Below are 21051 nucleotides of genomic sequence, written 5' to 3' on the forward strand. Positions count from 1 at the left end.
CCGGCGTGCCCGCCAGGTTCCTACCCCTCGTGTCGCGGTGACACCTTCCCCGCGGCCTCCTTGGCCGGCGGCGCCGCGGGCGGGACTCCGGACGGCCCGGCCGGAGGCGCGGCGGACGGCCCGGCGGGAGGTCCGGTGGGCGGCGCGGCGGGGGTCCCCGCCGAAGGTTCCTGAGGGGGTTCCGCGATCGGCTCGTCGGGATCGCGGCGCAGCTCGGGCAGGGCCCGGTAGATGACCGCCGTCAGCGGCACGGCCACCACGGCCCCGGCGATCCCGCCGAGCACACCGCCGACGGCGAGGACGAGGATGATCGCCAGGGGATGGAAGGCGAGGGCCCGGCCGACGATGAACGGCTGCAGCACGTGGTTCTCCAGTTGCTGCTCGACCACGAGGATGCCCACGAAGATCAACGCGTACACCCAGCCCTGTGATCCGAAGGTCACGAGCGTGGCGATGCCGCCGGCGAAGAAGATGCCGACGACCGGGATGAAGCTCGCGAAGAAGATCAGCACCGCGAGTGGCGCCCACAGGGGCACCTTCATCCCGGCGAGGACCACTCCGATGATGAACCCGTGGATCGCGGCCACGGCCACCGTGCCGTGCACGTACTGGGAGATCGTGACCCAGGCGGCGCGTCCGGCCCGGTCCACCCGAGGCGCGGCGGCGCCGAAGGCGCGCAGGAACCAGGCCCAGATCCGGTCGCCGTCCTTGAGCAGAAAGAACGTGACGAACAGGATCAGCACGATGGAGGCGAGCACCTCGACGACCGCGGTGGCCCCGGTGAGGACGGTGCCGGTGATCTCGGTACGCCGCTCGTTGATCTGCTTGCCCAGCTCGTCGACGATGTCGGCGAGCTGCGCCTCCTTCAGTTGGAGCGGTCCGTGCAGCAGCCAGTCCTGCGCGCCCCTGGCCGTGATCTGGATCTGCTCGACCAGCCGGGGGAACTCCTCGTTCGCCCGCACGCCGATCATGAAGCCGACGCCCACGATGACCGCCAGCCCGAGGAGCATGGTGATCCAGGTGGCGTAGATCGGGCGCAGCCCGGTGGTCTTGAGCCTGCGGGTCAGCGGGTGCAGCAGCGCGGTCAGCAGGAAGGCCACGGCCACCGGCAGGACGACGAAGCTGAGCCGGCCGATGATCAGCGCCAGGACGTAGATCAGCACGCCGATGAGCAGCAGTCGCCAGCTCCACGCGGCCAAGGTGGCGAGCACCGGGGGCACACCCTCGGCCTGACGCCTCTTATGCGAGATCACACGTCCAGACTGGCACGTTCCTCTTCCGGGCGCGCACCCCTTTTACCGGTTCAAAACAGCGGCATGGCGGTGCCGGGCAGACCGTCCATGGGCCGAACGGCGTGTAGGAGCGGCCCTGGCGGATAGGGTCGGACTGAGGAGGAATCATGTCGGACGACAAGAGCGCTGATAAGCCGGACCTGCAGTGGCGCATCCTGGGCGGCCTCATCGGGCTCGCCGTGGGGTTCGCCTCGCGCAAGGTGCTCGGGTTCGCCTGGGAGAAGACCACGGGCAAGAAGCCCCCGGCCAGTGCGGACTCACCGGACATCGGTCTCGGCGAGGCGGTCGCCTACGCGGTGGTGATGGGCCTGGGCATGGAGGTCGCCAGGATCGTCGCGACCCGCACGGCCGCGAAGAAGTGGCGCTCCTGGAAGGACGCCGCCGCCAAGGACGCCCTCTGAGCGTGGTTCAGCGCACTTCGGCGCGCCTCAGGCCGGGTCCGGCTTGGGGCCGGCCGCTGCCGGGGACTCGAGCGCCGCGAGGAAGTTCCCGGCCCACTTGTCCACGTCGTGCGAGGCCACCCTGCGCCTGAGCGAGCGCATCCGGCGCGCGAGCTCGTGCGGCGTGGCCCGCATCGCCGCGAGCATGGCCCGCTTCAGGCTTTCTATGTCGTACGGATTGACCATGAAGGCCTGACGCAGCTCGTCGGCGGCCCCGGCGAACTCGCTCAGCACGAGCGCTCCCCGCATGTCGTGCCGGCAGGAGACGTACTCCTTGGCCACCAGGTTCATTCCGTCGCGCAGCGGCGTGACCACCATGACGTCGGCAGCGCAGTACAGCGCCGCCAGCTCGTCCTTCCGATAGGACTGGTGGAGGTAGGAGATGGGCTGCGTGCCCAGTATGCCGTGCTCGCCGTTGATCCGGCCGACCCTCAGCTCGATGTCGCCCCGCAGTTTGACGTACTCGGCGACGCGTTCCCTGGTGGGCGTGGCCACCTGCACGAACGCCGCCTCCCCCGGCTTGACCGCACCGTCGGCAAGCAGCTCGCCGAACGCCTTGAGCCGCTGGCCGATCCCCTTGGTGTAGTCGAGCCGGTCGACGCCGAGCAGCAGGTGTTCGGGATCGCCGAGCTCGGCCCTGATCTCCTTGGCCCGGAGCCGGATGCGCGGATCGCGGGCGAGCTGGTCCAGCTCACCGAAGTCCACCGAGATCGGGAACGCCTCGGCCCGGACCACCCGGCCGTCGACGTGGATCTCGTTGCGTGAGTTCTGCAGCCCCAGCAGGCGGCGGCACAGGCGGACGAAGTTGGAGGCACCGCCCGGCCGCTGGAACCCCACGAGGTCGGCCCCCAGCAGTCCTTCGAGGATCTCCTTGCGCCAGGGCAGCTGGTAGAACAGCTCGACCGGCGGGAACGGGATGTGCAGGAAGAACCCGATCTTCAGATCGGGCCGGAGCCTGCGCAGGATGGCGGGCACGAGCTGCAGCTGGTAGTCCTGCACCCACACCACCGCGCCGGGCGCCGCCGCCTCGGCGGCGGCCCGCGCGAAGCGCTCGTTGACCGCGCGGTAGGCGTCCCACAGCACCCGCGAGTACACGGGGGTGGCGACGACGTCATGGTAGAGCGGCCAGAGCGTCGCGTTGGAGAAGCCTTCGTAGTAGAGCTCGACCTCACGCTGGGACAGGGGAACCGGGATCAGGTGCATGCCGTCGTCGTCGAACGGCTTGAGCTCCTCCCCCGCCGCACCGGTCCATCCGAGCCATGCTCCGTCGCGCCGCTGCATGACGGGCGCGATCGCGGTCACCAGCCCACCCGGGCTGCGCCGCCACTCTTTCTCACCCACGCGATCGACCGGAAGCCGGTTTGCGACGATCAGAAATGAGCTGGTGCTGCGCATTGAGCCCCTCCAGGGTCGCCTGGTACCCACCATACGAAAGGCACCGAATAACGCCCATACCCGCCCATAAGCAGGGAAATTCACAAAGAGGGTGTGAGAATGATCTCACCGCAGGTCACGGCCGATGCCGTGTGGTTTAGACCAATCGGGTGACACTGAGCTATCTGGCCGCGAGGTCAGGGCGGCGGCAGAAGCTGTTGACGCCGCAGATCGGCGCGTACGGCCTGGGCGAGCTTGCGGGTCGCGGCCCGGTTCAGCGCGCCGCCGGCGACGGCGCCGGTGAGGAAGGGACCGAGGGTGGTGAGGTGCCTGCCGAGTGTGCGCATCAGGCGGTTGCGCAGTGCGGTCTTGGCCGCCGTGCCGAGCGCGAGCGTCGCCGAGCCGGGGGCGAGCGGATTGACGCCGCGCTGCCTGGACCAGGCGATCGTGTACGCGGTGGCGCGCTGGGCGCCGTTGCCGGGGATCGGCACGCCGTAGACCTCGTGCAGCTCGGCGAGGAGCTTCACCTCGATGGCCGCGACGACCAGGGTCTCGGCCACGAGCTGGGCGGGGGCCGACAGCAGGAGGGGCGGTGCGACGAACTCGGCGGCGGCGAGCGCTCCCCCGACCGCGCCTACCGCCATCGTCGCCTTGGCGGCGGTACGGACGAGGTCGTCGGCGAGCTGCTCGCCGGTGAGGCCGTAGTGGTGCTCTTGCAGCGTCGCGTAGTCCCTGATCGGTAACCGCGGGGCGATGTTCAGGAACACGTCCGCCAGCCAGCGGCCCCGTCCCCTCTTCCCCACCCTGCGTGCGGACTCGGCGAGCACTTTGCTGAGGCGGCCGAGCAGCCGACGCCGCTCGGCCCCGTCCGTCTCCTCAGGGGCCACGAGTCTGCCGACCAGGTCGGCAACCTCGTCCTTCGATTCGGGACTCAACGGACCCTCCTAAGGGTCTCCCAACTCAGGCCGCGCACTCGCGGCAGACCTGCTGGCCGTTCTTCTCCGAGGCCAACTGGCTGCGGTGGTGCACCAGGAAACAGCGCGAGCACGTGAACTCGTCCGCCTGCCGAGGAATCACCCGGAGCGAGAGTTCCTCGTTCGACAGATCCGCCCCCGGCAGCTCAAGCGACTCGGCAAGATCCGTCTCGTCGATGTCGATGCTGCCCGACGACTTGTCACTGCGCCGAGCCTGGAGTTCCTGAAGGCTGTCCTCGTTCAGGTCGTCGTCGGTCTTGCGCGGGCTGTCGTAATCGGTAGCCATTGGCGTGCTCCATCCCCCTCATCTATCCGTCTGCGCCTGCGTCGCGCGTCTTCAACGCTTGAGAGGCCGTGGTTGTGCCCGCGGGGGCCCGGAAATCGTGCAATCGGTACCCGCTTCGGCGAACCCTGAACCTCCCGGCACGCGAGGGGTATTCCACACGAGGCCACAGTTAGCCAAATATGGCGAAAACCACAGTATCGAGGGTAAGACCCCATCGCGCTCGACGGCACATCCAACCACATGTACGGCGTGCGCGCGCCATCAGCGCGCCGACTGCTGGGCGCCGATGGCCGCCCCGCTTTCCGGAAGGCGTACCGTGACCACGAGACCGCCGCCGTCCCGCGGGACCGCGGTGACCACGCCGCCGTGCGCCCGAACGATCGCGCGCACGATGGACAGGCCGAGACCGGCGCCGCGAGCGGACTGTACCCGATCGGAGTTCAGTCTCCGGAACGGCTCGAACAGGCTCTCCACCTCGTACGCGGGCACGTGCGGTCCCGTGTTCGCGACCTGAACAACGGCGCCCCCGCCGACCATTCCCGTGCGGACCCACACTTTTCCATTGGGACCGGAGTTGTGCTTGATGCCGTTCTCGATCAGGTTGGAGACGCATCGTTCGAGGAGAACCGGATCTCCCACCGCCGTGGCGGGCCGCAGATCATGCTCGACCGTGACGGACTCCTCCGCCGCGAACGGGGTGAGCTGCTCGACCGCGGTCCTGGCGACCTCCTGGGCGTCGACCGGCTTGCGCACCGACAGCTCGCGGTCGCTCCGCGCGAGCAGCAGCAGCCCCTCGATCAGCCGCTCGTTGCGCGCGGTGGTGCCGAGCAGCGTACGGCCCAGCACCTTGAGGTCCTCTGAGGCCTCGGGATCGGACAGGGCCACCTCGATGACCGTCCGGTTGATGGCCAGCGGGGTGCGCAGCTCGTGTGAGGCGTTGTCGACGAACCGCCGCTGCGCGTCGAAGGCGGTGTTGAGCCGGGTGAGCATGGCGTCGAAGGTGTCGGCCAGTTCTTTGAGCTCGTCGTCCGGCCCCTGCAGGTCGATGCGCTCGTGCGCGAGCGAGGTCTCCGACAGCCTGCGCGCGGTGACCGTCATCCGCTTGACCGGCCGCAGCGCCCGGTCGGCCACCACATAGCCCAGCATGAGCGCGAGGATCCCCACGCCGAGCAGCGCCAGCAGCGACCGCTTCAGCAGCTCGCCCCGCGCCGCGGCGGTGATCTCTTCCTGCCACTTCGCGTACTCCGTGTTGAGCTGGTCGATCAGGTCCTGCGGCACGTTGGGCAGGATGAACCGCACGCCCTGCCAGCCGATGTCGATCGCCTGGCCCACCAGCACGTACATGACCATCACCAGCAGCGCGCCGGCGGCGAACACCAGCGCCGCGTACGTGAGCGTCAACCGCCAGCGGATGCTGATCCGGCCCTGCAGTGCCTTGATCTCGTCGATGAGATTGCGCTGCATGGGATTGGCGGCCTCGGGCGGCGGGCCGTCCCAGGCCGGCGGGCCACTGGGCGGAGGCGGCGATGCCTGGATGCGGCTCACAGCCGGTACCCGACCCCGGGCACGGTTTCGATGATCGGGGGCTCACCGAGCTTCTTGCGCAGCGTCATCATCGTCACCCGCACCACGTTGGTGAACGGGTCGATGTGCTCGTCCCACGCCTTGTCGAGCAGGTCCTCCTGGCTGACGACCGCGCCTTCTGCGCGCATCAGCTCCTCCAGCACGGCGAACTCCTTCTTGGTGAGCGCGACCTCCCGGCCGTCCCTCGTGACGAGCCGCTTGCCGGGATCCAGGCGGATGCCGCCCCGCTCAAGCACGGGCGGCAGCGGCGGCGCCGAGCGCCGGCCGAGCGCGCGCACCCGCGCGACCAGTTCCATGAACACGAACGGCTTGGCGAGGTAGTCGTCGGCTCCGAGCTCCAGGCCCTCGACCTTGTCGTCGACGTCACCGGCCGCGGTGAGCATGATGATCCGCGAGGCCGACCGCTGGGCGACCAGCCGCCGGGCCACCTCGTCCCCGTGGACCCTGGGCAGGTCGCGGTCGAGGACGATCACGTCGTAGTCGATGTACCCGATCTTCTCGAGCGCGGCGGCGCCATCGTAGGCGACGTCGACGGCCATCGCCTCACGGCGGAGTCCGGTGGCGATCGCATCGGCGAGCACCCGCTCGTCCTCCACCACAAGAACGCGCATCAAGGACCTCCTCAGCCGGAACGACGTCTACATTCTGGCCATGTTCGACGTAAGACGCTGGTAAGCCGGTTCCTCGGCTCTACGTGACGTAGAGCACATGAATTCGATGGTTTGAGATGTGGGTGCAAGTGGGTAGGGATGGCGCCACATCCCATTTGCCTGGTTGGGGGCATGCGCGTCCTGTCCTCACCCGGCGGTTCGTTTCCTGAGAGAGAAGGTGAGATGGGCGAGTTCACGACCACGATCGCTTCCAGGCTCGACCAGGCCTACAAGGGTCTCGAGGAGGCCACCTCGAGCGGCGATGACTTCCTCGCCGACACCCTCACCGCCGAGATCGAGGACCTGCGACGCCTCGCTGAAGATCACGGCATCCGGCTCCAGCGCTGACCACACGTCACCGAGCAGAAGTCGCTGTGGGGGGTGCCCGGCACCCGTTTAGCCGCGTTCCGGGTCGAGAGGGGCCAGCAGGTCATGCAGCTCCTCGAACAGCCCGGGCGCGGCGGACAGCGTCAGTTCCGGATTGGCGGGCTTGCCGTTCAGGCCCGCGAAGCGCGCTCCCGCCTCGGCCGCGATGAGCCCGGCCGCGGCCCAGTCCCAGTAGTTGGTGCCGCGCTCGTAGTAGGCGTCGACGCGCCCGGCCGCGACCGAGCACAGGTCGACGGCGCATGAGCCGCCGCGCCTGATGTCCCGGACGCCCGGCACCACCTGGGCCAGCACCTCGGCCTGCACGCGACGGCGCTCCGCGCCGTACCCGAAGCCGGTGGCGACCAGCGCCTGGGCCAGCGGGACGCCGGTGTTGCACCGCAGCCGCTCACCCGCCAGCCACGCTCCACCGCCCCTGACCGCGGTGAAGATCTCACCACGGGGGACGTTGTGGACCACCCCGGCGACGATCTCACCGTCGACCTCGACGGCGATGCTGACGGCCCAGTCCGGCAGGCCGTACAGGAAGTTGACCGTGCCGTCGATCGGGTCGACCACCCATTTGACGCGGTCCACACCGCTCAGGCCAGGGGTACTGCCCGCTCCGCTCGGGCCGCTCAGGCCAGGCGTACTGCCCGCTCCGCTCGGGCCGCTCAGGCCAGGCGTTTCGCCGCCCTCCTCGCCGAGGATCGCGTCCTGCGGCCTGGCCTGCCGGATCCGGGCGCGGATCAGTTCCTCGGCGGCGCGGTCAAGCGCGGTGACCACGTCGGTCGGGCTGGACTTGGTGGCGAGCACCTCCGGCCGGGCGGGGCGCTTGGCGAGGAGCATCTCGCCCGCCTCCCGCGCGATCGAGACCGCCAGTTCCAGCAGCGCGTCCCCGTCAGCCATCGCGGTCATCCCCCTTCTCGCCCGTCGTCTCGCCCAGCACGTGGTGCCCCAGGAAGTCCAGCACGGTCCGGTACCACACGACGATGTTGCCGGGCCTGAGCACCCAGTGGTTCTCGTCGGGGAAGTACAGGAACTTCGACTCCACCTCCGATCGCCGCAGATCCCACCACAACCGCAGAGCTTCCCCGATCGGCACCCGATAGTCCCGGTCGCCGTGGATCACGAGCATGGGCGTGGTGATGGCGTGCAGCGAGCGGTGCGGCGACAGCCGTTCGTACCTGGCGGAGCCGGGGGCACCGAACTCCCGCTGCCAGTACATCGAGGCGTCCGTCGTCCCGGCGAACTGGTCGAGGTTCCACAGCGAGGCGTGGGTGACGATGGCACGGAAGCGGTCGGTGTGCCCGGCCACCCAGTTGGCCATGTAGCCGCCGAACGAGCCGCCCATCGCCGCGATCCGCTGGTCGTCCACCTCCGGCCGCTTGAGACACTCGTCGGTGATCGTCATCAGGTCGGCGTGGGTGACCGGTCCCCAGTCGCCCCAGCCCCGGTCGATCATCGCCTGGCCGTACCCGGTGGACAGGCAGGGGTCGGGCAGGAGCACGGCGTAGCCCTGCCGTGCCATGATCCACGGGTTCCAGCGCCAGCTCCAGTCGTTCCAGCTCGACACGGGCCCGCCGTGGATCCACAGCAGGAACGGCGCGGGATCCTCCGCCGACGCCCCGGAGGGCAGGACCAGCCAGCCACGCAGCGGGGTGCCGTCGTCGGCCGTCGCCTCGACCTCGGTGAGCGTGCCGGGCAGGTCGAGCCGCGGGGTGGGCGAGGGCAGCTCGGTCACCGAGCCGTCGGGCGCGATCCGCACGGGTCTGGGCGGCGAGTCGACGGCGCTGCGCAGGGCGTAGACGGAACCGGCGTGCGCCGAGCCGGCGGGGGCCGGGCACAGCTCCAGGTAGGACCCGTCGTCGGGGGTCAGCCGCGTCACCTCTCCGGAGTCGACGTCCACCCGGAAGACCGGGCGGCGGCCCCGGTGGTCGGCCGCGAAGAAGATCTCCTTCGACGACGGCGCCCAGGCGATCGCCGAGGGGAACAGCTCGCCGCCCAGCGCCCGGCCCTCGCCGGTGGCCAGATCGACCACCCAGAGTTCGATCTTCATGGACACCTTCTCGGTGCCGTGCCGCTCCCGCACGCAGGCGACGTGCCGGCCGTCGGGCGACACCACGACGGGACCGCCGAAGTCGTGGGAGTCGGAGGCGGACAGGGTCCGCCGGGAACCGTCGGCGACGTCGACGGCGACCAGTTCCCAGCGCAGCTCGCCCTTCGGCATCGGGACCCGCCAGGTGGCGACCACCGTCGAGCCGTCCGGCGTGAGGTCGAACGACAGGTGCTCGTCCAGCGCCCCGCCCGGCTGCGGGGTGAGGTCACGCGCGGCGGCCAGATCGCGGGCGGGGGCGGCGAACAGGCGGGTCTGGTCCGGGCCGAGATCGTGGTCCCAGTAGCGGACCGGGTAGTCCTCGTGCAGGATCGCGCTGACCCCGGCCTCCTTGCGTGCCTTGCGGCGCTCCTCCTCGGTCGCGGCGTCCCCGGGCAGCACCTGCGCCGCGTAGACGACCGTGCCGCCGGCCGTCCGGACCGCCCCGATCCCGCCGGGACGCGTCGCGATCCGCCGGGCCTCGCCCCTCGGCGGCAGCAGCCACAGCGCCGGAACGTCGCCGTCGCCGGAGTCCTCCACCGTCTCGTCGGGCCGCCGCGACGTGAACAGCACGCTCCCGTCCGGAGCGAACACCGCGCCGGCCTCCCCCTTCGCCGACCTGGTCAGCCGGTACGGCTCCGCGTCGCCGTCGCCGTCCATGGGGATCTCCCACAGCGCCGTGCCGTACGAGATCTTGTCGGGGTTGAGCGCCTGGACCACGGACACGAGCCGCGTCCCATCAGGCGAGAGCCGCAGCGACACCACGCGCGGCAGGGCGACGTACTCCTGGAAATCGGGGAACGGGGCGACCGCAATTTGGCTCACCACTCGAACCTACTCCGCCTCGCGGGTGATCCCAAGCCGTTGGCGGCACCGGCCACCGGGCCGCATAGGGTTGATGCCCATGGACAGCACCACCGGTGACGCCGGCTATGACGCGCTGCTCGTCGTGTCCTTCGGGGGTCCGGAGGGGCCCGAGGACGTGATGCCGTTCCTGGAGAACGTCGTGCGGGGCCGCGAGGTGCCGCGCGAGCGGCTGCTGGAGGTGGCCGAGCACTATTACGGCTTCGGCGGGGTCAGCCCGATCAACGCGCAGTGCCGCGAGCTGATCGCCGCGCTCGACGCGGAGCCGTCCGTGGACGTTCCCGTCTACTGGGGCAACCGCAACTGGCACCCCTTCCTGGAGGACACCGTCCGCCGGATGAAGGACGATGGGGTGCGCACGGCCGCCGCGTTCGTCACGTCGGCCTACAGCTCCTATTCGAGCTGCCGGCAGTACCTCGACGACATCGTGCGGGCCCGCGCCGCCGTCCCCGGCGCGCCGGAGATCGTCAGGCTGCGGCACCACCACGATCACCCGGGCTTCGTCGCGGCGATGGCCGACCACACCCGGGAGGCCCTCGGCAGGCTCCCGGAGAACGTGCGGGACACCGCCCGGCTGGTCTTCACCGCGCACAGCATCCCGCTCTCCATGGCCCGTACGGCAGGGCCCGCGGGTGGTGCGTACGAGGCGCAGCTGCGCAGAACCGCCGAGCTCGTCGTGGCCGAGGCCGCGCCCGGGCGAGAGTGGGATCTGGTGTGGCAGAGCCGCAGCGGCCCGCCGCAGGTGCCGTGGCTGGAGCCCGACGTCTGCGACCATCTGGAGGCCCTGCACGTCGGCGGGACCGGCGCCGTGGTGCTGGTGCCGATCGGGTTCATGTCCGACCACATGGAGGTCATCTACGACCTCGACGTGGAGGCGGCGACCGTGGCGGAGAAGCTCGGCATGCCCCTCACCCGGGCGGCGACCGCCGGAACGCATCCCCGCTTCGTCGCGATGGTGGGCGAGCTGCTGGCCGAGCCGCGGCCCGCGTCGTGCCCCGCCACCTGCTGTCCCGCCCCGAGGCGTGGCCCGGCCCCGAGCCGCTGATCGCGGGAGATGGTCACCGGGCCGGGCATCAGGAGTAGGTGCGGGCGTAGGCGTCGGCGAGCGACAGGACCCGGTCGACGTAGGCCCAGGAGTGGTTGTAGAACCACACGGCCTTCCTGAGCTTCTCGCCGCCCCGGCCCGCGCCGTTGGCGCACAGATATTTCGCGGCGGACGGCACGGCGTCGTAGGCGCTCCAGACGTCGGTCTCGCCGTCTCCGTCGCCGTCGACGCCGTACGCCTTCCACGTCGCGGGCATGAACTGCATCGGTCCGAGTGCGCCGGCGGAGGACGGCCCGTTGTTGCGCCCGTGACCGCTCTCGACCTGGCCGATGGCCGCGAGCACGGTCCACGACAGTCCAGGACACAGCTCGGCCGACCGCTGATAGAGCTCCAGGTAGCTCTCCGGCCGCCCGACCGGCCCCTCCCCCGCGGGGGTCTCCCGTGATTCCGCGGACCTGACGGCGACGACCTTGGACGTGCCGCCGAGCAGGCGCCTCACCCCGCTCCGGTCGATCAGGCCGGCGTCGCCCCGGATCAGCACCACGACGCCCTCGGCGAGGCCGAGCCGCCTGCCCAGCTCCTTTCCGATCACGCCGTCGACGCCCGGAAGCCCGAGGGCGGCCGAGGCGGCCAGACGCAGCCGCGGCCCGCCGTCCAGCTGGTATTCCGCGCCGAGGACCATCCCCAGGCGCTTGACCGCCGCGCGGTCGGCCACGAACTCGTCCCCCGTGAGCGCGCTCCACACGTCGGGGTGCCGTGCCACCGCCCCCGGGGTCCACGAGCGGAACCGCGCGGGTTCGACCGCCAGCAGCCGCAGCGCCGTACCGGAGACTCTGACGGTGCCGCCGTCGACGGCTGCGACCTTCGTCACATGCGGCAGCTTGGCGATCTTCCGCAGCGTCTTGGCGGGCACCTTCGCCGGTGCGATCGCCATCAGGGTGGGCGGGGCCGCCTTGACGTCGGCGCCTTCAGTGGATTCACCGTTTTCATCGGACTTGCCCGTTTTGGCCGATTCGCCGGGTCCGCCGACGACCGGGCGGCTCGACGGCAGCGTGGCGTCGGGCACCAGCGCGACGCGGTCCGGCCGGGGCGCGGGGGTGCCCGCCTCCGGAGACCGGGAGCGCTCGGCCGCGATCGCCCGGCCCTCACCACCCGTGACGAGGAAGAGGCTTCCCGTTGTGATCACCGCGGCGATGGCGGCGGCCAGCCCCGCCACAAAGGTGCGAAGCGGCACGGACGCGGGAAGATGTCGCACCGGCCCCACGTTAAACCCTTCGTCTCAGTGATGGAAAAATCACTTGCCACACGATAAGCAGGCGCGGCACCGTCGGCACTGGGTGACGCCGTACGCGCGCCCGCATGGGGGAATCGCCCGCAGGAACGGGCTGCCGAAGGGGTTGCGAGATGGTGGGGCCGTACCGCGGGCTGTTCGGCACGCCTGGAGCCAAGGGCTTCGTCCTGGCGGGCTTCGTGGGCCGGATCCCGATGTCGATGCTCGGCATCGGGATCGTTCTCTTGATATCAGAGCTGACCGGCTCATACGCGAAGGCGGGCGCGGTGTCGGGCGTCGTGTCGATCGCGTTCGCCATCGCGGCGCCCTTGTCCGGCCGCCTCGTCGACCGGGTGGGCCAGGCGAAGGTGCTGGTGCCGTTCGCCCTGGCGCACGCGGCCTCGCTGTCCGGTCTGATGCTGTGCGCACACGGAAACGCCCCGGAGTGGACGCTCTACGCGACCGGCGTGGCGACGGGCGTCTCGGCCACCTCCCTCGGGGCGATGGTGCGGGCCCGCTGGTCCCACGCGCTCAGGGACGATCCGTCCAAGCTGCACACCGCGTTCTCGTTCGAGTCCGTGATCGACGAGCTGATCTTCGTCACCGGTCCCGCCTTCGTCACCGCGCTGGCCGTCGCGGTCAATCCGTACGTCGGGCTCATCGTCGCGATCGTCTGCACCGTGACGGGCACCCTGGCCTTCTCCGCGCTGCGCGGCACCGAGCCGCCGGTGACGCGGCACCGGACGCACGCCGGCTCGCCGATCGCGATCCCGGGCGTGGCTCTGCTGTCGCTCGTCTTCATCGCCGTCGGCGGCGTCTTCGGCTCGATCGACGTCATCACGGTGGCGTTCGCCGAGGAGCAGGGCAGCAAGGCGTCGGCGGGCCTCCTGCTCGCCTGCATCTCGGGCGGCAGCATGATCTCCGGGCTGTGGTACGGCTCGCGCCCGTGGAAGATCAGCCTGCGCACCCGGTTCCTGCGCGGGCTGGGGCTGTTCGCCGTCGGGCTCGCCCCGGTGCTGCTGATGCACGACGTGCGGCTGATGGCGATCGCGATGTTCTTCGCCGGGCTGTCGATCTCCCCCACCCTGATCACCGGTTTCTCCCTGGTCGAGCGCATGGTCCCGGCCGGGCAGCTCACCGAGGGCATGGCGTGGCTCTCGACGTCCATCGGATTCGGCGTGGCCGTCGGCTCGTGGGCGGGCGGATGGCTGACCGACCTGTTCGGCACGGCCAACGCCTACGGCTTCTCCCTCCTCTGCGCGCTGACGGCCGCACTCGTCGGCGCGGCCGGTTCCACGCTGGTGCGGGTCGAGGAGCACAGCACCGGCTGAACCCGCCAGTAGGCAGCGGCACCGATTATGAGTAGTGTTCATATTCGCGATCGGGGGACGCGCCGTCTGATGGGAGGATCATGGTCGCGTTCGTCAACTGGTCGCGGAACCAGTCCGCCGCCCCGGCCGAGGTCCGTACGCCCGCCTCCGCCGCCGAGGTGGCGCAGGCCGTACGGGACGCCGCACGCGGCGGGCGGCGGGTGCGCATGGTCGGCAGCGGGCACTCGTTCACCGGCGTGGCCCTCACCGACGGCATCATGCTGCGGCCCACCGCGCTGACCGGTGTCCTCGACGTGGGCGACGGGTGGATCAAAGTCGCCGCCGGCACCCCGCTCCACGTCCTGAACGACGAACTCGACCGGCGCGGCCTCGCCCTGGCCAACATGGGGGACATCACCGCGCAGACGATCGCGGGAGCCGTACAGACCGGCACGCACGGCACCGGCGAGCGGATCGCCGCGGGCCTCGCCGACCAGGTCGTCGGGCTGGAGCTGGTCCTGGCCGACGGGTCGATCACGACGGTGCGCGAGGGCGACGAGGGTGAGGCGGGCGACCTGTTCGACGCGGCCCGTGTCGGGCTCGGGGCGCTCGGCGTCGTCACCGCCGTGACGCTGCGGGTGGAGCCGTCGTTCCTGCTGCGTGGGCGGCGCGCACCGATGCGGTTCAGCCGCGTCCTGGAGTCGCTCGACGAGCTGACCGGGCAGGCCGACCACCTCGACTTCTACTGGCTGCCGCACACCGACGCCTGCCTGGTCAAGCGGAACGACCGCAGCCCGGGACCGGCAGCGCCGCCGTCGTCGTTCCGGCGCTGGCTGGACAACGAGTTCCTGGAGAACACGCTCTTCGGCGCCGCCTGCGCGCTCGGCGCCCGGATCCCCCGGGTCATCCCGGCGATCAACGCGATCTCGGCGAAAGTCCTCGGCTCGTCGGAGTGCGTGGACACCTCCTACAAGATCTTCGCCACCGTCCGCAGGGTGCGGTTCCTGGAGATGGAGTACGCCATCCCGCGCGAGCACCTCGGCCAGGCCCTGCGCGAGGTCAGGGACCTGGTCGAGCGGTCGGGCCGGCCGATCGGCTTCCCGATCGAGGTGCGGGTGGCCCCGCCGGCGGACGCCTGGCTGTCCACCGCGTACGGCAGGGCCTCGGCCTACATCGCCTGTCACGTCTACCGGCCGACGCCGGACCCGGCGTACTTCGAGGGCGTCGAGGAGATCATGGTGAGACTCCGGGGGCGGCCGCACTGGGGCAAGCTGCACACACGCGACGCCGACTACCTCGGCACCGTTTATCCGAGATTCGCCGAATTCGTCGCGTTGCGTGATCGTCTCGACCCGCACGGACTGTTCGCCAACGATTACCTTGACCGGGTCCTCGGCGCGCCGCCCGGACGCTGACGCCAAGGCCGCGTAAAGTCCCCATCCAGGGTCCGGTTCCGCGCGCGTCACGTTGCCCTGGGCAAGGCCTTCGGACGGGCGGATCGCGGAGCACGGGTCCGCCCGAGCCCCGCGCGCCACTCGACCGAGGGAGCAACGAGGATGGAAGCCTTGCAAGCCTTCCGCGCGGCACGGCGCGTGCCTCATCCCGGGCGGCATGCCCCTCTCTCTCGCGACTTGGACCCTCATCACCGGTTGGTTGTGGCAAGGTGAACGGGACAAAAGTGACTGGAGTCACGACAACTGCCACGCCCCCAGGCAAGGCGATGTTCGGACATGCCGGGTACGGTGCTGGAAGGCAACCGGCTCACACGAGAGACTCGAGGGTCCGGGGGAAGACGCAGCATGACGACGAAGGGACTCGCATGCAGGAGCTCCGTCTCGTCGCGGTAAGTGAGGACGGAACGTACCTCGTCCTGGCCACGGCCGGGCGGGGCACGCGGTTCACGCTTCCCGTGGACGACCGGCTCCGTGCCGCGGTCCGCGGCAACTTCTCCCGTCTCGGCCAGTACGAGATCGAAGTGGAGAGCCCGCTGCGTCCCAAGGAGATCCAGGCGCGCATCCGCGCGGGCGAGTCGGCCGAGGAGATCGCGGCGACCGCCGGCATCCCGGTCGAGCGCGTCCGCTGGTTCGAGGGGCCGGTTCTCCAGGAGCGCGAGTACATGGCCCAGCAGGCCCAGCGGGTCCCCGTCCGCCTGCCCGGCGAGACCACGCCCGGGCCCACGCTCGGCGAACTGGTCGCCGAGCGGCTGACCCGGCGCGGCGTGCCCGCCGACGAGATCGACTGGGACTCCTGCAAGCGCGACGACAACCTCTGGCGGGTGAAGCTCGGCTTCGTGTGGAACGGCCACACCCGCCACGCCGAGTGGCTGTTCGACCCCCGCCGCCGCCACATCACGCCCAACGACGACGAGTCGATGCGCCTGTCGGCCGCCGACTACGTCGAGCCGGTCGCCAAGGAGAAGGCGGAGGACGACACGGTCCGCCCCTTCGTGCCCCGGCTCGCCCCCAAGCTGGCCTCGGTGCCCTCGCTGCCCCCCGACGCGCCCGCGGCCGCCCGGCCCGAGTCTTCCGTACGGCACGAGCCTCCCGCCAGGCATGAGCAGCCCGGAGTGCGCCGCGACCCGCCCGCCGCGTGGCAGCACGAGCCCCCCGTACGGCACGAGCCGCGTGTGGAGCCGCCCGCCGCGTTCCGGCCCGATCTGACCCCGGTGCCCTTCCGCCTGCCCGACCCGCTCGCCGGGCTGGACGCGGCCGCTCTGGAGGATCGCGACGCCCGCGAGTGGAATTCTCGCGTTCGGGACTCTCACGCCCAGGACTCTCACGCCCGGGACTCTCACGGCCAGGATTCTCACGATCGGAAGGAGACGGCCGACCGGGGCAACGCCGTGATCGGCCTTCCCACGGTCGCTCAGGCCGGTCATGACGAGCCGGGCCTCGGTCCCCGTCCGCCCGACGCCGCCCTCGAGGCCGGCTCCCGGGCCGACGCGACGGCTGACGACGCCGCCGCGCCCTCGTCCGAGGGTTCCGTACGCCGGCCGGACGCCACGCCCGAGCCGGCCGCCGCCGCGTCCGAATCCGACACGCCCACCGCCGCACAGCCACCGGCCGACACGGAGCCGGCGGCCGCCATGGAATCCCCGGCCCCAGCGAAGCCGACGACCGCCGATGCCACGGAGACGGCGGACGCCGAGCCCGAGAGTGAGAAGACCGAGCCCGCCGCCGTGGCCCCCACACCCGCCGTGGCGGCCACGCCCGCGGCCGAGCGGCCCACGGAACCCGTCACCGTGGAAAGTACGCCAGAGGCGACGTCCGCCGCGGCCGACGCCCCGATGGGCGGCGAGCCCGCGTCCGCCGACTCCGATTCCGGCTCCGGCTCCGACTCCGACTCCGACTCCGCTTCAGCGAAGAAGACCGCGGCGACCACCGCTCCCGGGCCGGACAGGGCGGCGGCCGACCGTCCCGCGCCCGCCCCTGCTCCGAAACCTGCCGCCGCTGCCGTCCCGGCACCGGATCGGCCCGCCGCTCCGGTCGGTCCGCCGCCGCGGCCGAAGCCCAGGCCGCGTCCGACCGTTCCGGCGGCGCGTCCCGCCTCGGACGCTCCCGCCGCCAGCGCGGCCGCCGCCGGCACCCCCGGCACGCCGCAGAAGAAGGAGTCGGTGGCCGACGCCAAGACGGAGCTTCCGGCCCCGCCGGTGCCGAAGCCGCGTCCGCGCAAATCCCGCCGCCGTGCCTCCGTCCCCACCTGGGACGAGATCATGTTCGGTGCCCGCAAACCGGACTGAGGCAAGGCCGACACTGTGTCGCGGCGACGACGGTTCTCCTGATCGGAGCGGTGCCCCGGAAGTACGACGTGATCGGAAGCCCGGAGAACCGGCCGTCACGCACACACTCCGCCAGATCCTCGGGCCCCGGCGGTTTGCCGATGGACTGGCCTGATCGCGATTTCCCATGGTGACACGGCGCTGACGTACACGGCCGGGCTCCGTGTCGAGTAGATCCTTGACCTCCCCGGACAGCTCCGGCGAGTCGGCCAGTCACCACAAGATGACGTGCGTGTCCAGGGCGGCGAGGTCGTCGTCACCGTGACCGGAACGGCCTGAGGTGGAAGGTTCCCGCATGGTTCGAGGGTCTTCACCCGGCTTCGGTGTCTCTCCTTGGCGGGCCACCGGTCTCGTCGCGGTTCGCCCCTACGAGAGGTCGTCGAGGAAGGGGCGGATCCAGTCGGGGGTGACCTCGTGGGCGAACTCGACACCCTGGGTCTCCCCCGTGTCGATCGCCGGGTAGCCGCCGCTGCCGGCGCCGACACCCGCCGTCACCGTGATCAGGCCGGCCATCCGCTGGAACACGGTCTGCCGCATCGTCCAGCCGACAACGGCCCGGCGCTCGACCACGGCCTGCGCCCGGCGCAGCGAACCCGACCGGACCGACAGCCGGGCACCGTCGTAGGCGTGCCCGAGGCTCCGATAGCGATCCAGCCCGAGCGGGATCCCCAGGACCGCCAGACCGAGCGCGACGACCCCCACCACGGCCCAGCCCAGCACGAACGCCACCACGGCGACCGGCAGCCACGGCACGACGGCCCGCACCAGCCTGCGTCGCAGGGCCCGGGGCGGATGCGGCCGCAGCGACGTGGCGAAGGGCCCGACGGCTTCACCCGCCACGCCCGAGGCGAAGGCCTTCGGCGTCACGGGAAGCAGCTGTCCCCTGGTCGCCGAATCTCCCAGGCCGGTGACCACGGCCCACAGCCGTGCCACGCCGGCCCAGCGTTCGAGCAGCGCCTCGGTCATCTCGTAACCCCGGATCCGGCGGCGCTCCAGCGAGACCGTGCGACGGGTGATCAGGCCTCTCTCGGCCACCAGGTAGCCGTCCCGTGCGCGCAGCGTGAAGTCCCAGTTGAAGATCGCGTACGCGACGGCGCCGACGATCGGCATGGCGGTCACCAGCAGCGCGGCGACGGCGACCAGCAGATAGGGGTGCGCCCACACCCACTCCAGGGCCTGCCGTGCCGACCGTTCGGTCAGGCCCAGTTCCTCACCCCATTGGAAGACCAGCCCGACCGCACCGGCCGCGAGCGCGAACGGGGTCAGCAGATAGGCCCCGGAGAGCGGGCCGTACGTGAGCCACCGGCGCGGCACCCGGGCGAGCACCCGTGCGACGGGCTCCGGACCGGCCTCGGCCGTCGCGCCCGGCGCGGCCGGACCCCGGTCGGCCGCGTCCTGACCGGTGCCGGCGGCTCCGGCGGCCCGCGCGGGCAGGGGCGGCGCGGGCCGCCGGGCGAGCAGTGCCGTACGAAGCACGCGGGCCTGCTCCATCGTCACCGCGTCGAGCGTGCCCTCCTGCTCACTGCCCCCGGCACCGGTGTCGATCTTCAGTACGGCCAGGCCGAGCAGGCGATGGAGCGGCGGCTCGGTGATGTCGATCCCACGGATCCGTTCAAGCGGGATGGTCTTGGCCGAGCGGCCGATGAAGGCCCGGGTCAGCTCCAGCCGATCCTCGGTGAGGTGATAGGTGAACGTCGCCCACCGGATCACGGCGTACACCGCCGACCCCGCGACTCCAACCGCCGCCCAGCCGAACGAGGTCGGCGAGAACCCGCCGGCGATCAGCACGCCCGCCAGGGGCAGGAGGAGCGAGGGCAGCAGGCGGATCGGGTCGATCAGCAGGACCCGGGGGCTGAGCCGCCGGGCGCCGTACGGCCCCGCACCCGCGCCGAAGGCCCCGCCGGGGCCGGGACCTCCGCCGAAGCCGAAGCCCGGGCCGGGGCCTGAACCTATGGTCGGGCCGGGACCTGCACCTGGACCTGTGGCTGGACCGGGACCTGTGTCCGTTCCTGTGTCCGGGCCGGGATCGAGACCCGCGCCTGGCCCCGTGCCTGGGCCGGGACCGGAACCGAGGTCGGAACCGGGGCGGGGGTCGCCGGGATCGGGATGCGTCACGTCGCGTCGTCCCTGAGCTCCTGGGCGCGGCGGGCGAGTTCCTCGGCCAGCCGTGCGGCGACCTCGTAGTCGAGACCCTTGATCGTCGATGACCCGGCGTGCGATGCCGTACGGATCTCCACGGTGGCCAGGCCCAGCGCACGCTCGAACCAGCCCTGGGCCTTGTCCACGGTCTGGATGCGGCTCACGGGCACGAAAACCCATTCCCGGCTCAACCACCCCGACCGGGCGTAGACCACGTCTCCAGACAGCTCCCAGCGATGTACGGCATAGCGCCACAGCGGCTCGACGACCACGAAAGGCAGCATCACGGCCCCGACGGCGACGGGTAGCATCCAGGCGTTTCCCGACAGCCAGTCGGGCACGATCTCCCAGCCGCCTCCGATCCAGTTCGCGACGAGGACGGCGCCGCCGACCAGGAGCACGAACCCGACCAGGGCCTCGATCAGCCAGAGCACGATGGCACGGCGCGAGACCCGTTCGGCCGGATCACGCAGCGGACCTCGCTGACCTCTCACATTTCCACCCTAAACGGAAAGCCCGTCAGCGATCTGGCAGCGGCTGATGGCCGGGCTCGGCGAATTGTCAGTGCCATGGTCCAGGGTTGGGCTGACAACGACAAGGAGACAGTGATGACATACGCGATCCAGGCGGAGGGACTGGCCAAACGCTACGGCGAGACGCGGGCCCTCGATGGGATCGATCTGGAGGTGCCGCGGGGGCGGCTGCTGGGCGTGCTGGGGCCGAACGGCGCGGGGAAGACCACCGCGGTGCGGATCCTGGCGACGCTGCTGCGCCCGGACGGGGGCAGGGCGCAGGTCGGCGGCTTCGACGTGGTCAGGCAGGCACACCAGGTGCGGTCGCTGATCGGCCTCACGGGGCAGTACGCGGCGGTCGACGAGACACTGACCGGCGTGGAGAACCTCGTGATGATCGGCCGGCTGCTCGACCTGCCACGGCGCGACGCGAAGCGGCGCGCGGCCGAGCTGCTCGAACGCTTCGCTCTGACCGAGGCGGCCGGCCGGGCCGCGAAGACCTATTCGGGCGGTATGCGCCGCCGTCTCGACCTCGCGGCGAGCCTGGTGGGCCGTCCGCAGGTGCTGTTCCTGGACGAGCCGACGACCGGGCTCGACCCGCGCAGCCGCACCGACCTGTGGGGCGTGGTGCGACGCCTGCAGGACGACGGGGTGACCGTGCTGCTCACCACGCAATATCTGGAGGAGGCCGATCAGCTCGCCGACGACATCGTGGTCTTCGATCACGGCAGGGTCATCGCGAGCGGCACCCCCGACGAGCTCAAGGCCACCACCGGGGCCCAGGTCCTGGAGGTGCGGCCCGCCGAGGCGGCCCGTCTCGGCCTGGTGGAGCAGGTGGTCGCCGAGGTGCTCGGCGCGGTTCCCAAGGTGACCGGCGGCCAGGTGTCGGCGGCGGTCCGCGACCCCGCGGTCGTGCCGGCCGTGGTGCGCCGGCTCGACGACCTGGGTGTGGTGGCGGCCGAGCTGTCACTGCGCAAGGCGAGCCTCGACGAGGTGTTCCTCGCGCTCACCGGTCACCGCGCCGAGGACGGAGCCGAGGTCGAGGAGGTCGCGGCGTGACGGACCACATCGGACG

18 protein-coding genes are annotated in these 21051 nt (G+C 71.3%); 7 read left to right on the plus strand and 11 right to left on the minus strand.

All coding sequences use genetic code 11. The annotated features are described in order from the left end of the window. Window positions 1-20 precede the first annotated feature (20 nt). Window positions 21-1253 carry an AI-2E family transporter gene (locus tag AP234_RS20220; protein WP_055481243.1) on the minus strand — a complete coding sequence of 411 codons (1233 nt, stop codon included), beginning with the start codon at window positions 1251-1253 and terminating at the stop codon, window positions 21-23. A gap of 146 nt (window positions 1254-1399) precedes the next feature. Between AP234_RS20220 and AP234_RS20225 the strand changes: the two genes are divergently transcribed. Then, window positions 1400-1693: a DUF4235 domain-containing protein gene (locus tag AP234_RS20225; RefSeq protein WP_055481244.1), complete on the plus strand. Its 294-nt coding sequence runs from the start codon at window positions 1400-1402 to the stop codon at window positions 1691-1693. A gap of 27 nt (window positions 1694-1720) precedes the next feature. Here the strand turns inward: AP234_RS20225 and AP234_RS20230 are convergent, their stop codons facing one another. The 5 genes from AP234_RS20230 to AP234_RS20250 form a co-directional block, all read right to left on the minus strand. Beyond that, a complete protein-coding gene (locus AP234_RS20230) occupies window positions 1721-3127 on the minus strand; it encodes an alpha,alpha-trehalose-phosphate synthase (UDP-forming) (protein WP_055481245.1) in 1407 nt (468 codons plus the stop codon). A 176-nt stretch (window positions 3128-3303) separates the two neighbouring features. Continuing rightward, window positions 3304-4041 (minus strand): hypothetical protein, encoded by a 738-nt coding sequence (locus AP234_RS20235; protein ID WP_055481246.1) that lies wholly within the window; start codon window positions 4039-4041, stop codon window positions 3304-3306. Between the two features lie 25 nt (window positions 4042-4066). After that, entirely contained in the window at window positions 4067-4366 is a 300-nt protein-coding gene (locus AP234_RS20240; RefSeq protein ID WP_030505490.1) for a DUF4193 domain-containing protein, read from the minus strand. A 261-nt stretch (window positions 4367-4627) separates the two neighbouring features. Next, window positions 4628-5911, minus strand: coding sequence for an ATP-binding protein (locus AP234_RS20245; RefSeq protein ID WP_055481247.1), 1284 nt, complete (start codon window positions 5909-5911; stop codon window positions 4628-4630). Continuing rightward, a complete protein-coding gene (locus AP234_RS20250) occupies window positions 5908-6561 on the minus strand; it encodes a response regulator transcription factor (protein WP_055481248.1) in 654 nt (217 codons plus the stop codon). The genes AP234_RS20245 and AP234_RS20250 overlap by 4 nt, the downstream gene beginning before the upstream one ends. 222 nt (window positions 6562-6783) lie before the next feature. On the opposite strand from AP234_RS20250, the gene AP234_RS37685 reads away from it, so the two are divergent. Beyond that, window positions 6784-6948, plus strand: coding sequence for a hypothetical protein (locus AP234_RS37685; RefSeq protein ID WP_162842209.1), 165 nt, complete (start codon window positions 6784-6786; stop codon window positions 6946-6948). A gap of 48 nt (window positions 6949-6996) precedes the next feature. Here the strand turns inward: AP234_RS37685 and AP234_RS20255 are convergent, their stop codons facing one another. Both AP234_RS20255 and AP234_RS20260 read right to left on the minus strand, forming a co-directional pair. Further along, window positions 6997-7872, minus strand: a complete 876-nt coding sequence (locus AP234_RS20255; protein WP_063843014.1) for an inositol monophosphatase family protein — start codon at window positions 7870-7872, stop codon at window positions 6997-6999. After that, window positions 7865-9883: a prolyl oligopeptidase family serine peptidase gene (locus tag AP234_RS20260; RefSeq protein WP_235558269.1), complete on the minus strand. Its 2019-nt coding sequence runs from the start codon at window positions 9881-9883 to the stop codon at window positions 7865-7867. Before AP234_RS20260 ends, AP234_RS20255 begins: the two co-directional genes overlap by 8 nt. Window positions 9884-9962: 79 nt before the next feature. Between AP234_RS20260 and AP234_RS20265 the strand changes: the two genes are divergently transcribed. Beyond that, window positions 9963-10967, plus strand: a complete 1005-nt coding sequence (locus AP234_RS20265; protein WP_055481250.1) for a ferrochelatase — start codon at window positions 9963-9965, stop codon at window positions 10965-10967. 28 nt (window positions 10968-10995) lie between these two features. Here the strand turns inward: AP234_RS20265 and AP234_RS20270 are convergent, their stop codons facing one another. Further along, complete coding sequence (locus AP234_RS20270; RefSeq protein WP_055481299.1) at window positions 10996-12222, minus strand: lytic murein transglycosylase; 1227 nt, start codon at window positions 12220-12222, stop codon at window positions 10996-10998. A 149-nt stretch (window positions 12223-12371) separates the two neighbouring features. Here AP234_RS20270 and AP234_RS20275 point away from each other — a divergent pair, with 149 nt between their 5' ends. From AP234_RS20275 to sepH, 3 genes are all read left to right on the plus strand, one after another. Continuing rightward, complete coding sequence (locus tag AP234_RS20275; protein WP_055481251.1) at window positions 12372-13568, plus strand: MFS transporter; 1197 nt, start codon at window positions 12372-12374, stop codon at window positions 13566-13568. A gap of 80 nt (window positions 13569-13648) precedes the next feature. Then, on the plus strand, window positions 13649-14962 hold the full coding sequence (locus AP234_RS20280) for a D-arabinono-1,4-lactone oxidase (RefSeq protein WP_055481252.1): 1314 nt from the start codon (window positions 13649-13651) through the stop codon (window positions 14960-14962). 404 nt (window positions 14963-15366) lie between these two features. After that, entirely contained in the window at window positions 15367-17286 is a 1920-nt protein-coding gene (gene sepH, locus AP234_RS38080) for a septation protein SepH (protein ID WP_055481253.1), read from the plus strand. Window positions 17287-17691: 405 nt separating this feature from the next. On the opposite strand, the gene AP234_RS20290 is transcribed toward sepH, so the two are convergent. Further along, on the minus strand, window positions 17692-19440 hold the full coding sequence (locus AP234_RS20290; protein WP_235558270.1) for a PH domain-containing protein: 1749 nt from the start codon (window positions 19438-19440) through the stop codon (window positions 17692-17694). After that, window positions 19437-19958 (minus strand): PH domain-containing protein, encoded by a 522-nt coding sequence (locus tag AP234_RS20295; protein ID WP_235558271.1) that lies wholly within the window; start codon window positions 19956-19958, stop codon window positions 19437-19439. The genes AP234_RS20290 and AP234_RS20295 overlap by 4 nt, the downstream gene beginning before the upstream one ends. 114 nt (window positions 19959-20072) lie before the next feature. On the opposite strand from AP234_RS20295, the gene AP234_RS20300 reads away from it, so the two are divergent. Further along, complete coding sequence (locus tag AP234_RS20300; RefSeq protein WP_055481254.1) at window positions 20073-21035, plus strand: ATP-binding cassette domain-containing protein; 963 nt, start codon at window positions 20073-20075, stop codon at window positions 21033-21035. Window positions 21036-21051: the final 16 nt, after the last annotated feature.

This window comes from Sphaerimonospora mesophila (genome assembly GCF_001417795.1).
GTDB classification, from domain to species: domain Bacteria; phylum Actinomycetota; class Actinomycetes; order Streptosporangiales; family Streptosporangiaceae; genus Sphaerimonospora; species Sphaerimonospora mesophila.

Bases quoted from the DNA above. Each gene is read 5' to 3' on its own strand.
- AP234_RS20225 (WP_055481244.1), top strand. From the start codon at position 1,400: ATGTCGGACGACAAGAGCGCTGATAAGCCGGACCTGCAGTGGCGCATC.
- AP234_RS20230 (WP_055481245.1), bottom strand. From the start codon at position 3,127: ATGCGCAGCACCAGCTCATTTCTGATCGTCGCAAACCGGCTTCCGGTC.
- AP234_RS20240 (WP_030505490.1), bottom strand. From the start codon at position 4,366: ATGGCTACCGATTACGACAGCCCGCGCAAGACCGACGACGACCTGAAC.
- AP234_RS20250 (WP_055481248.1), bottom strand. From the start codon at position 6,561: ATGCGCGTTCTTGTGGTGGAGGACGAGCGGGTGCTCGCCGATGCGATC.
- AP234_RS37685 (WP_162842209.1), top strand. From the start codon at position 6,784: ATGGGCGAGTTCACGACCACGATCGCTTCCAGGCTCGACCAGGCCTAC.
- AP234_RS20255 (WP_063843014.1), bottom strand. From the start codon at position 7,872: ATGGCTGACGGGGACGCGCTGCTGGAACTGGCGGTCTCGATCGCGCGG.
- AP234_RS20265 (WP_055481250.1), top strand. From the start codon at position 9,963: ATGGACAGCACCACCGGTGACGCCGGCTATGACGCGCTGCTCGTCGTG.
- AP234_RS20275 (WP_055481251.1), top strand. From the start codon at position 12,372: ATGGTGGGGCCGTACCGCGGGCTGTTCGGCACGCCTGGAGCCAAGGGC.
- AP234_RS20280 (WP_055481252.1), top strand. From the start codon at position 13,649: ATGGTCGCGTTCGTCAACTGGTCGCGGAACCAGTCCGCCGCCCCGGCC.
- sepH (WP_055481253.1), top strand. From the start codon at position 15,367: ATGCAGGAGCTCCGTCTCGTCGCGGTAAGTGAGGACGGAACGTACCTC.
- AP234_RS20300 (WP_055481254.1), top strand. From the start codon at position 20,073: ATGACATACGCGATCCAGGCGGAGGGACTGGCCAAACGCTACGGCGAG.